We start from the raw sequence: 12,663 nt of genomic DNA, 5'->3' as shown, positions 1-12,663 counted from the left end.
AGTAGCTCTCTTGTAAGTAGTTTAATCTTAGTGGAGTATCACTTAGTTTAGTTGTGCGGAAGAAGAAAGTTAGCTCTCTCTTCTTTGCTTGAATCTTCACTTCAATGAAAATGCAACTCTATATATGTCCCTGTACTTAAAGTACAGTATCTTTATTTTTAGGAGGAATAAAGGTAGTTGATTTTTATTATAGCCAGAGTTTTTTAAAGCTTCACATTTCTCTTGTGGATTTGTGGCACGTGTGCACTTTTTTGTAAATTAATAGTCATTTTTAAGCTAAAAATACTAAAAAATTACGGTTTTTGTGAAATTTTGGGATTATTTGTGAAAAATTAATTAAAAGTTATTAAGCGAAATAAAATCCAATTAACTATCAAATTAATAGTAAATTGATAACTCGAGTAATTTTGCCATTGCTAAGCAGCTATATCGTTGTCCTATTTAGCTTTTAACGCTCAGCATATTTATGTATAGCGTAATAACAAACTTTAGATTAAACTCTAAAAAGCTTAGGCATTAATCTTTGATAATTCGATCTTTTTGTGGGGATTGGTTCTGTTTATTTTTACATACTCTTACTCTCCATATTCTCCATACTCCCCACGCTTTAGAGCTTATGCTTAGTAAACCTTTGTCATATATACTTCTCATCGTGTAGTTATCAGTGCTGTTATTAAAGATAACTCTTTTGTTACACAGCTATTTCCAACTCCTGTTTATTTTTTACAAACTTCCCTTTATCGTTTTACATCAGACATTTTAAACGTCAGGACTTTACTATATCAAGATCTTCCCATATCCTCATATCCTCATATCCCCACACCTACATATCCGCATTACGAACGTTACTCTACAGACAAACTTTTATTTCTAAGCAGTCCCCCAAAAGTGATACAAATAATTTAGCAAATTTAGTTAAGACTACAACAAAAGTATGAGCATTTTGGATGCAAAATATTCATCAAAGCACTAAAATTTAGGTCTTTGTTTTGCTTAATTTGAGCAATATTCTTGACTAAAATCTAGATCAATAGATAAGTAGTAAAGTTTTTTACAGGGAATAATTTTGCATAAAACTAAAATGCCTAAAATAGCTATTTTTCAGCTAAGATTGGCGTTTTTCTCTACTTTGGTAACGATATCTTTGCATAAGTAGGTATGACTTGGGATCAGGATTAAAAGTATAGATAGGTTGAGCTTAAGAGTAAAAGTAAGAAAGCTAAGAAAAGAAAAAACTGTAACTTTCGAAAGTTTGGGCTAAAACTGGTAAAAAATTAAAAGTAAGTTTATAGGTAAGGTGAGGCAAGATTGTTATTGACTGGCTATTTTAGGCAGGCTAAAAGCTCTTTTCTAAAGATAGGTTGAGGATCTTTGGGCTTGATATGCTGCATTTTTGCAGTTAGCTCTAGTTTCAAAAATCTAAATTTATATCATTTCGAGTTTTATCTAAAAATTAGATTAAATTTTTAATAAAAACTCTAAAAAATTCTTCCTAGTTTTAAAGGGTGGTAAAAGCACTTTCACACAAAAAAATAGCGGCATTGCTTTTTTTTGTTAAAATACGTAAAGGGGGCATTGAAGATTATCTTCCCTGTTTAATGTTATTGCTATTGAACGTTTCTAAGCTCTGGGATTAGCCTAAATGCGTTAAGTAAAATTCTTCACTTGCGCTGCCTTTAATGACGAAATATTCACAGTTAGCTCTAACATTTTTTATGTATAGATCGTACAACTAAAGTCATTCATTAGCTAGTATAGAGCTTTCCCACGACATAAGAGATACTTGAAAAATTAACTATCTAATTTGGTATCGCCTATTTTAGGTACTAATAATTGCATGAGATTAACTTAGTGAGGACTAGGTTTATGTCGTTAATTACTGCGAGCTTACGCTAAATTTCAATGGAATAGCCACTTGGCTAACTTAAACTTAACCTACTGGTTAATATTGCATCTTCAAATCTAAGTATAGATAACACCGGTAACCTATCTATACTTTAGTGTTTTTAATCCCTTGAAATTATTAAATCGGTTGCTGAAATATCGGTTTTCAGCACTAAAGTAGGTAGTCATATGGCTTCAACTCTTGATATATATTCGCAAAGTCAACAAGCTCGGGTATTTAAAGCGTTTAGCGATATTAATCGCTTGCAAATCATCGAGTTAATTCGCACTGGCGAAAAAAATGCTAGTGAGATTAACGAGTGTATCGCGATTAGCCAGTCAACACTTAGCCATCACATGAAAGTACTAGTTGACTCTGGTATTGTCAATGTGCGTCGTCAAGGTAAGTTTAGCTATTACTCTTTATCACCAAGAGGGGTGGATTTTGCTATTCGCTTAATTCTGTTAATCACAGACTACAATGTTGAAGGTCGAGCAGATGCAGTTAAAGCTGCAGTAAACTCACAGAAAAAAGTAGCCTAATGTAAGCGAATTGTCTCAACACCAGCAAGGTTCTAAGCACTTATATAAGAACTGATTGCTTTGCGCACTTAACTTATTAAATATCAACTTTGTGAATGACCACTAAATCTTAAGTGAGCTTTTAGCTTAAGGTTTGCTTAGAGCAGTCATAAAGTTAATCGCAATATAATTAAACCCGCTAGGGCATTTGCTGCTATTTGTTTGCGCTGTGCTTAGCGGGTTTAACTGTGTCTGGAGTTTAATTTGTGAATTAGAGGCATTATTGTTATGCTTAATTAATGATTTAAAACTTAATAATGTCTCACTATAATAGACGTAAAAGAAATAAAGCTTAAGTCATAAAGGTAGCCATAAAGGTAGTTATAAGTTGGTAGCCATTAGTTATGCAACTAAGAATATATAGAGGTCATAATATTTTATTATGATTTCTTAACCAAGATGCTAGCTAAGTGATACACCACAAACCGCAATCTATAAGTAAAAAAGTAGATATATCTTTTGCGCTACATTGGCATTAAGCAAATTTTATTTGATAAGTGAGACTAATTAATTATGACAATCACAAATAACAACACAAATTTAAATCAACTAAACACAAATCACAACCCAGAGACAAATACTACTAATTTAGCTCCATATTTTACCTTCACAAATATCCAACAAGTATTAGACGTAGCTAACTTACAACAATTAGTAGCCCAACTCTATGCCAATGCCGATGCAGGTAATGCACAAGCTTTACTCTATACCGATGATGCGCAAACTGTGTTTGATTTTGGAGATCGTGTAGTTACGGCAAATGGGAAAGAAGAAATTGTTGCAGGACTTAAAAACTTTACCAATCAGCAAACTAAATTCCATCTAGCTGGACAATTCCGTGTTCTAGACTTAACAGAGACTACAGCTAAAGCTATGCACTATGCTCAAGTGACTTTTGTACATAAAACTGAAGAAGGGCTTTTAGATCAGCATTTATCAGCAGTTTTAGAAGATGATTATCGTAAAGTAAATGGCGTATGGTTAGCTAGTAGACGTGCGGTGAAATTTGTGATTCAACGTCAAGCTGCACAACCTGCTGCGTAATTTAATTTACGGCAAAAGAATTTTACAAACTCCCTTTACTTTCTTAGTTACTTCATTCTTAAATTTACTTGCCTTAACTAAATTTAAGAATAATCAAATTGAGGAGTATGTAAGAAATAACTAGTACTAGGTAGTAGTGGAGGTAGAGTAGGTATAAACTCTTACTTCTAGGTACAAGATAAAATCTCAGTTTATTATTTTTCAGACGACCATAGCTATTTTTTCAGCTATAGTTATTTTTCTGTTACAGTTATAAATCCTCTACTTTTATATAGGGGATTTATTACTTTATTTGCAAAAATTTTCTCTGTATGAGGTCTAACTTTTGAGTATGTAAAACGAGGTAAATCTACAGATTATTTTGTACCTACTTACTTGATTTTGAGTTGCCTTTAGAAGAGGTAAGAACGAGCTTAAATATTAAGATTGTTAGTTGCTAATTTGGGTTTGAGCTTTGAGAAGCCGAGAACTTTGGGAATAATGAGATGTGGAGTTTGAACTAGATCATTAGTAAATTGTTGTTACTGCTTTCAGGATAGCGATAAAAATTGGCTAATAAGCTTACCCTTTTGCTACTTCCAACTTATACCTAAAAATGTAAAAGCTCATTGTTTTTCGTTATGTTTGTTCTTACGTAAATGATTATCTCTTCAGCAGTTTTTATTTTCCTGCGCTATAATATTACAGCTTTGCTTGAAAAAATTTTCTCTGCAAAGAACTTTCTTCCTACCAGTTAGAGAATACTCTCTAACTATTTTTTTCGGTTAAGCATTAGGTCTTTAGGTTTGAAGAATGCTTAGCTGTTAGTCTTTTGACATATCTAATTATTTGTAAGCGACTCAAGCTTATACATTCTATTCACTTTTTTCACTTTTCTCGCACTTGCAATAAGTTCTTTACTTGTAACGTAAACGCAGTTAATAATCCTCTCTCTTGAAGTTACTAATCACTTTAGATTATTGAGCTAGATTTAGTTTATTCACTTAACTGTTATTTTTAATTAAAAACTAAATTGTTGTTAATTATTAATCAGCTACTTGTTGTAAATCATTAAACAGCTACAATGGTTGCCAATATTATGGTTACCAATCGCTCTATAGCGTACAATTTGCTTTTAGTTATCTAGTTAAATTTTAGTTACCTAACTAAATTTTAGTAACCTAAATACCTCTATTTAAGATTGATAAGTAAGTAGAGTAATAAGTAAATTATTAAACTTATTACTTAATAGAGTTTTACTTAATTTAACTGCAACCTTTTTGCTGTGACTACCCAATTGCCTCGCAAGCTCTTCTCTCTTTTGAGGCAAAAGCTTGAGGATAAAATAATTAGGTATGCCAAAACCCAACAAGGTTAAGTATTATTCAACTCTGCCTAATTCTAACTCTCTGACATAAGGATTAGCATTTATGAGTCAAACATCTCCTGCTAATGAACGTGAAGGGACGGCAGCGTCAACCTATCGTGGTTTTGATGCGATTACGCCATTCCAAGTAGAATTACGTAAAAAGATTCCCCACGTTGCATGGCTTATTTTAATTTTAGCGTTTTTCCCTGGGTATGTAGGTTTAGCAAATGACGCTATTACACCTGCAATTAACGAGTTATCTCACGATTTTAATGCCAACCTGTCACAAGTGCAGGCAATTGTGCCTTACTTTGTTTTAGGGATGGGTATCGGACAATTTTTATGGGGTCCAACTATTGACCGTTTTGGGCGTAAAACAGTAGCGGTGCTTTGTGTAGCCTTAGCAATTATTTTAAACTTTGTGATGGTAATAATTAAAGATTACAACTCTTTAGTTGCCGTGCGTATTGCCCAAGGGGTAGTATATTCAGGTATGGGTGCTGTACCGTCGATTGTACTTAAAGACGTGTTCAGTCCTCGTGACTTCGTAATTTACAACTCTTGGTTAATTACCCTATTCCTCTTTGCTCCGGCAATTGCTCCGCTGTTCGGAGGCTGGGTATTAATTCACCTTTCATGGCCTTGGATTTATAACATTATTTCTGGTCTAATGCTAATTTCAGTAATTCTGTACTTAGTATTAATCCCAGAAACCTTGGATCCAGAAAAACGTCAACCATTTAATACTGTTCGTATTATTAAAAACTACGGTTCGATCTTAAGATCACCACGTTCAGTTTGGTTAATTATTTTAAATAGTATCTTCTCGATTACTATTTTCTCGTTCCCAACTTTACTTCCTGCAATCTATATTACGGACTATGGGGTATCAAGTGACCACTTTGGTTATTACTTCCTACCGTTAATCCTGTCTATTATTGTAGGGGTGCAGTTAAACCAATTTATGGTGAAACGTGGACGTAGTCCAGCACGCTTATGGTTATTTGGGGCTATTGCGCAAGTAATTTCGACCTTAGTAAACTTCTATGTAGTGTACTATGCTTTAGGAGTGAACTCGATCCTAATCGCGCTATGTATTAACGTAGTGTTTAATGGTTTCCAAATTGGTAACATGATGGCGATTTACTTAATGCAATATCCACACATGACAGGTACAGCCACTTCTTTAATTACGGCAATCCGTTTAGTAGTTCCTGGTGTGTTAGTATCAATGATTTCGCATTTAGATCGTCATAATGGTGCAACTCTCTTAATTTCGAATGCGGTAGTTATTCTAATTTGTAGTGCGATGTCAATTATCTTCCACTGCATTTGGAAAGTAGATCCAAAAAACCGTAATCTAGCAACAGAACACAAAGAAGAAATTCCTGCTAGTAAATAAACAAAACTAAATATACATAAACTGTAATTTTGTAGATTGAAGTAATTCTCAAAAATCTACAAAGATTACAACTATTAGAAAAAACCTCCAAGATATCAGACGTATCTTGGAGGTTTTTTCGTTTGGAGGTTTTTTGCTTTGCGTTAGCAATGAGTGGAGTGCCTATTTTTGGGGTACAGCTTAAGGTTTTGTTTTGCGGGTGATTCAATGAAGAACCCTCTCTTTTTGGAGTTTTGATTGATTTTGTGGAATATCACTAGGTTCGGTGAGATGTACGATCTAGATTCACAACATAGATTCACTACTTAAATATACAATCTAGACTCATAATCTAGATTCATATTTTGAGTATAGGATGAGTGCTGGAAGAGTACAGGAGACCATTTTATGTTCTTACTTTTGCATTTACTCTTTTCTCAAATCTACATAAAAACATTTGTCGTTTTGATGATTTTTTACGTTTTAGGACTTAAAAGTAGTCCTCAAAGAGAAAAAAGTGAAAAAATTTTTTCTCTGATTTAGCTAAAACGATCGTTTTGATCGAAAGTTTACGGGTATTTTTGATCGTTTTGATTAAAAAGTCTATGGTAAAAGTTGTCAGACTGCGCACTAAGCCTATCTCAAAATACTAATTCTGTGATCTACTTGGCAATTCTCAGTAAAAGTTTACTTTCTTATCTCACTGCTTTTTATAATAAAAATGTACTTAGAGAACTGGTTTTCAAGTATGCCAGAAAACTTAGTTAGGCTATTTAACGCTCTCTTGCTTTTTGCAAAGGGTAATTAAGCTTGTCTTAACGCTTGTCTCAATTACGCAGTTTTACTTTACAAAACTTCTCCTTTGGTGCTACAAAAAGTTCTAAGTACAGCTTTATCAGCAATTTATTCATATAAAGTTTATTCATGATTAAGCTTTATGCCATATATCGCTTAAATGTAAAGCTCTGTCTCGGGGAGTGCAGAATATGCAACTCTCTCAGGGTGAAGGAGATGGTTGTCAGAAAGAATACTTGATATTTTTTCTGTGGGCAGCTGCACTCCTTTAGACAGAGCTAGATTCTTTTATTTGTGTTATTAAGTGCTTGTCGCCTATGTGCCTTTGTAAGATAACCATACCTAGTAGTTATAGAGCTTAAGCATAAGCAATTACTCATTAGAAATAGCGTTAGTTACAAGGATTGATCATTAAACTTTTTTAACTTAAGGAGGTTAGCACCTAACAATCTTGTATTGTTATGGGCTAACGGATGTTAGGAGTTAGTATTAGTAGCTGGTACTAATATTTAGTATTGAATGAATAGTTGTTGCTTTTAACTATTGCTATTAGTTATTGCAATTAGCTATCGTCTATCGTAATTAGCTATTGATATTAGCAGCACAGCTTTAACCTCTAACCTCTAACATCGACCTTATGTTTTATGAGGAGTTACTCCATATGAGTAGTTTACACCTACCAAAAGATAAACTATTAGCAGTGTACCGTAAAATGCGTACGATTCGTGAGTTTGAAGATCGTCTGCATTTGGATTTTGCGCGCGGTGAAATTCCCGGCTTTGTGCATCTATACGCTGGAGAAGAAGCCGTAGCTGTGGGTGTTTGTGAACATCTACAAGATGAAGACCGCATTGCAAGTACGCATCGTGGACACGGACACTGTATTGCCAAAGGCGTTGATGTTATTGGTATGATGAAAGAAATATATGGACGTTACGATGGCGTATGTCATGGTAAAGGTGGATCAATGCACATTGCCGATCTTTCGAAAGGGATGATGGGGGCAAACGGAATTTTAGGTGCTGGTGCTCCACTAGTATGTGGTGCTGCCTTAGCGGCTAAAATTCGTAAAAATGGTGCAGTTGCCGTTACTTTCTGTGGTGATGGGGCAGCCAATCAAGGAACAGTTCTTGAAAGTTTAAACTTAGCTGCTATTTGGCAATTACCAGTAATTTTTGTAATTGAGAATAATGGCTATGCTGAATCAACTTCACGTTGCTATGCGACTGCAGTTGAAGATTATGTAAAACGAGCTGAAGGTTTTGCTGTACCAGCCGTTTCGGTTGATGGTAATGATTTCTTTGCCGTACATCAAGCAGTTGGACAAATGATCGAAGCTGCACGTGCTGGTAAAGGTCCGGCACTCATTGAATGTCGTACCAACCGTTTCTATGGACACTTCGAAGGGGATGCACAAACTTATCGTGCTCCTGGAGAAGTAGAAAAACTCCGTGCTGAACATGATTGCTTACAGCACTTTGCACAAAAAGTGATAGCTGAAGGACTCGTTAGTGAGCAAGAACTTGCAACTGTTGACCAAGAAGTTAAAGACCTCATTGCAAGTTCGGTTGAGCAAGCTAAAGCAGCTCCGCAGCCAGCCGTAAGTGAATTACTAACTGACGTTTATGTAAACTACTAGTACTTGGAGTTTTTTATGAGTCAAAGAATTACTTTTAAACAAGCGATTAATCAAGCTTTAGACCATGAATTAGCACGTGATCCAAATGTGATTCTCTTAGGTGAGGATATTGTAGGTGGTGCAGGTTCTCCAGGTGAACGTGACGCTTGGGGTGGGGTCCTAGGTGCAACAAAAGGCTTATACGCTAAATATGGTGATCGCCTCTTAGATACTCCATTATCAGAGTCAGCTTATATAGGTGCGGCTATTGGGGCTGCGTCTTGTGGTTTACGTCCGGTTGCTGAACTAATGTTCGTGGACTTTGTGGGAGTGTGTTTTGATCAGATTTTAAACCAAGCAGCTAAATTCCGTTATATGTTTGGTGGCAAAGCTCAAACTCCAGTTACTATTCGTGCTTTAGTTGGAGCCGGTTTTAGTGCTGCAGCACAACATAGCCAAATGCTAACACCTATTTTTACTCACGTACCAGGCTTAAAAGTAGTATGTCCATCATCACCAGCTGAAGCTAAAGGCTTACTTGCTGCTTCAGTACGTGATAATGATCCAGTTATCTTCTGTGAACACAAAGCCCTTTACGGCATGAAAACTGAAGTACCGGAAGGTGAATATGTAATCCCTCTAGGTAAAGCTAATGTCCTAACTGAAGGTGCAGATGTAACTATTGTTACTTATGGTTTAATGGTGCATCGTGCGGCAGAAGCAGCTAAGTTACTGGCAGCTGAAAACGTAAGTGTAGAAGTTATTGATTTACGTACTCTTAGCCCATTAGATTGGGATACCGTTTTCGCTTCGGTTGAGAAAACAGGTCGTTTAGTGGTAGTGGACGAAGCTTCGCCTCGTTGTAACATTGCTACAGATGTAGCGGCACAAGTTGGACAAAAACTCTTTAAATCTCTTAAAGGAGCAATTCAACTCGTAAGTCCACCACATGTTCCAGTACCTTTCTCTGCTCCTCTAGAAAAAGCTTACTTACCATCAGGCAAAGACATTGCTGAAGCAGTTCGCCGTACTTTAGAGTAGAAAAATTGTGATTTACTTCTTATGCTCAAAGAGGTGTTAGTTTTCTCTCTTAAGTTAAGAGGCTAACACACTCTGAAGAGTACTGTTTAGGATTACAAAGTTAGCTTGTTAAGAGGTAATCTTAAGGAGTGATAAGTCTAGATTAAAGTACAGCACTTGATTGACAACTATGGCTTTAGCTCGTCAATACTTTAACTACATAAACTAGCAAGTAAACCAGCCTGCTTTACTCTACTTAGTAGCATGTAAACAAGCTTATGGCTCTGACTGCTTAGCGTTAACAGTGGTCGAATTATTTGTAACTCTAAGATTGTACTGCTAAGTTTATGCAGCAGAAAGTAGCGATTGCCGTAGAGCTTTGAGTTGAACTTAATCCTTAGGTTCTACGGCTTGAGCGTAAGGTAAAGTTGACTATAGGCATAGAAGTTGGATGTTTAAGTTCTAGAGTTTAGACTAAAGTTTAAGCTCAATGCTTGAACGATGCATTTAGTAATAAGCAAGCCAACTTTTAGCACTAGCTCATTATTAGTCTTTACTTACACTTTACATTTTAAAGTCATGAGGTTAAAGCAAGTGTTTGTACTTTACTTCGAGATCTAGAGGTATTAGACCTTAGGGTTTGTACTCTTAGCAATAACTATGTAATCTTCCTCGGGTGAGGATAAAGTAAACTTTATCTTCTTCTCCCTTTTAATAATTAACTATTAGCTAGGGTTGGCTAATTACTTAAGACTTTCATACCTAGTTATGCCGATTTCTAAGATTCACCAAAGGATAGACTATGAGTAAAATTATCCCAATTTTAATGCCCAAATGGGGCTTAACTATGGAAGAAGGAACTATTGGTGCTTGGTTAGTAAATATTGGAGACCAAGTAACCGTAGGTATGCCAATTGCTGAAATCGATACTGATAAAATCACTAATACATATGAAGCTGGTGATGCTGGAGTGGTACGTCGTATTCTCCAACCAGCAGGCGCTACTTTACCAATTCGTGCTTTAATTGGCATTATGACCGAAGGTGAAGTATCAGAAGCGCAAATTGATGAATATATTCGCAACTTTACTCCACCAGCTGTGGACTAGTTCATAGTTTGTGGTACAGTTGCTAGAACAAATAAAATTTTACATACTCCTCAATATTGAGAAGAGAGATCTAAGTTAGATCACAGTAATGTAGATAAGAAGTGAAGTAGGTTAAAATAAATGTATCTATGGCAATCTAGTTACCAAACTATCATAGTTGCAAAATTATCATAGTCACAAAATAACCATAGTTACAAAATAACCATAGTTACAAACCTCCATAGTTACTAAACTACTTTACATCTGGCAACTTACTGAATGTTTTCTAAACTGTTTACAGTTTAAATCTAATCCGCTAAATCTCGTATGAGATCTTACCACCCAGTACAGATGTAGCTGGGTGGATTTTTTATGCACGAGAATACCCTATGCTAAATCCTTTACTTCCTAAATTCACCCTTTTAACTCTTGATAACTATTCTCTTGCTGCCACTTGGGAACAGACCGAAAGTCAACTAGTAGCGCAAGTAATGCAAACCCAGCAAGCCTATGCTTTAGTGCATTTAGGTGAGCATCAAGGAGTAGTTGTTCCTCGTTCTTATGTGCATAAATATTCTGCCACTTGGCAACAGGCACAAGCAAGCTTTGCTGCACAAGGTTTAGAGATTCACACGCGTCTATCTGGAGGCGGAGTTGTCCCGCAAACTCCAGAGATTATTAATATTCACTTAGCCTATATTGTAGAAACTCCAGAACCTTTTTTAGTAGCGCAAGACCACTATGAAGCTTTATGTACTCTACTTGCAGATTTCTTAGCCCAATACAACATAGAAGCAAGTTGGCAAACGGTTGAGGGTTCGTTTTGTGACGGACGTTTTAACCTATCTGTGAATGGACAAAAGATTGTCGGCACTGCGCAAAACTGGCAACGAGCTGGAGATAAAGCTCTAGTGGGAGACAAGTACGTAGTCCTTTCTCATGCTCTCTTACTTGTTGGAGATAGTAAGTATTTAACTGAACTAACAAATAAATTTGAACGAGCTGTAGGTACAGATACGATTTATCTTGCTACCAAAACCACGACTGTAAATGAATGTGAGCAAGGAGTAAGTGCAGCACAAGTGTATAGTGATTTTCTTAATTACTTACAACGTACTTATTGTGCTTAGTTTTTGCATTGATTGCTTAGTTCTTCTCATTGATTGTGCTTAGTTATTTGTATTAATTATTTTTAGTTCTTATTGCTGTGTACATACTCCTGGTTGTCTGAAAAAAATAATGTGTAGATTTTAGCCGCTTTTCCGCGACTAAAAATCCATGTTACATTTGAAAAAATCAATAATTATTTCTGTTTTATCATTTCCACATTTTGTAGAAATACCACAAGGTGTAATGTAATCTAAAGATTTTCTTGCAATACGTGCAATATATCGAGAAATTTTGTAACCGATTCCGAAGGGTATGTATTTGTTAGTTTTCTTCTTTTTAGAGAAGAAGTAGCGACGGAACATTCTGTGACTGTTCTCTTGTTCAGCACGTTCTTCAGGGTGACCGACTCTGCAGAAGTATACAGGGATTTGTAAGGCATTCTCTATTTCTTGATACCTATTGAATTCACTACCATTGTCGAAAGTTAAACTTTTAAAGAGCTCTGCCGCTTTTAAGCCATGTTTTTTTGGCTTCCTTGCTAACGCCTTGATAATTTCACTAGTAACGTGATCTGCTGTTTTATTACGTAATCTAACATAGATGTTGTATTTAGCCTTAAGTACGTATAGAGATAAGAAGTAGATTTTAGCGCCAGTAGTCATTTTTACTTCTACTAGATCACATTCTACGTGCACGAATTCGTCCTTAAAGTTAGGGAAGTCTTACTCTCTTAAACTAATAGGTCTATATGAGCCCTATTTCTTACGATAGTAATACTTTATTTTACCTTTGTT

8 protein-coding genes are annotated in these 12,663 nt (G+C 35.6%); 7 read left to right on the top strand and 1 reads right to left on the bottom strand.

Annotation, left to right across the window (positions count from 1 at the left end; all coding sequences use genetic code 11):
- Positions 1-2,073 precede the first annotated feature (2,073 nt).
- From CKF58_RS00100 to CKF58_RS00070, 7 genes are all read left to right on the top strand, one after another.
- Positions 2,074-2,427 (top strand): ArsR/SmtB family transcription factor, encoded by a 354-nt coding sequence (locus CKF58_RS00100; protein WP_119529963.1) that lies wholly within the window; start codon positions 2,074-2,076, stop codon positions 2,425-2,427.
- 552 nt (positions 2,428-2,979) lie between these two features.
- Positions 2,980-3,510, top strand: coding sequence for a nuclear transport factor 2 family protein (locus tag CKF58_RS00095; RefSeq protein WP_119529962.1), 531 nt, complete (start codon positions 2,980-2,982; stop codon positions 3,508-3,510).
- A 1,409-nt stretch (positions 3,511-4,919) separates the two neighbouring features.
- Positions 4,920-6,260 carry an MFS transporter gene (locus CKF58_RS00090; RefSeq protein ID WP_119529961.1) on the top strand — a complete coding sequence of 447 codons (1,341 nt, stop codon included), beginning with the start codon at positions 4,920-4,922 and terminating at the stop codon, positions 6,258-6,260.
- 1,435 nt (positions 6,261-7,695) lie between these two features.
- A complete protein-coding gene (locus CKF58_RS00085; RefSeq protein ID WP_119529960.1) occupies positions 7,696-8,673 on the top strand; it encodes a thiamine pyrophosphate-dependent dehydrogenase E1 component subunit alpha in 978 nt (325 codons plus the stop codon).
- Positions 8,674-8,688: 15 nt separating this feature from the next.
- A complete protein-coding gene (locus CKF58_RS00080; protein WP_119529959.1) occupies positions 8,689-9,693 on the top strand; it encodes an alpha-ketoacid dehydrogenase subunit beta in 1,005 nt (334 codons plus the stop codon).
- A gap of 781 nt (positions 9,694-10,474) precedes the next feature.
- The gene (locus CKF58_RS00075) at positions 10,475-10,780 is read left to right on the top strand and encodes a biotin/lipoyl-containing protein (RefSeq protein ID WP_119529958.1); all 306 of its coding nucleotides are present in this window, start codon (positions 10,475-10,477) and stop codon (positions 10,778-10,780) included.
- A 368-nt stretch (positions 10,781-11,148) separates the two neighbouring features.
- On the top strand, positions 11,149-11,889 hold the full coding sequence (locus CKF58_RS00070) for a lipoyl protein ligase domain-containing protein (protein ID WP_119529957.1): 741 nt from the start codon (positions 11,149-11,151) through the stop codon (positions 11,887-11,889).
- Positions 11,890-12,027: 138 nt separating this feature from the next.
- Here CKF58_RS00070 and CKF58_RS00065 read toward each other — a convergent pair whose 3' ends face one another.
- Positions 12,028-12,564: a DDE-type integrase/transposase/recombinase gene (locus CKF58_RS00065; RefSeq protein WP_119529956.1), complete on the bottom strand. Its 537-nt coding sequence runs from the start codon at positions 12,562-12,564 to the stop codon at positions 12,028-12,030.
- Between the last annotated feature and the right edge of the window lie 99 nt (positions 12,565-12,663).

Source organism: Psittacicella hinzii, from assembly GCF_003585935.1.
GTDB classification, from domain to species: Bacteria; Pseudomonadota; Gammaproteobacteria; order Enterobacterales; family Psittacicellaceae; genus Psittacicella; species Psittacicella hinzii.
The sequence above is the reverse complement of the archived record's forward strand: the minus strand, read 5'-3'. Positions and strand labels throughout refer to the sequence as shown.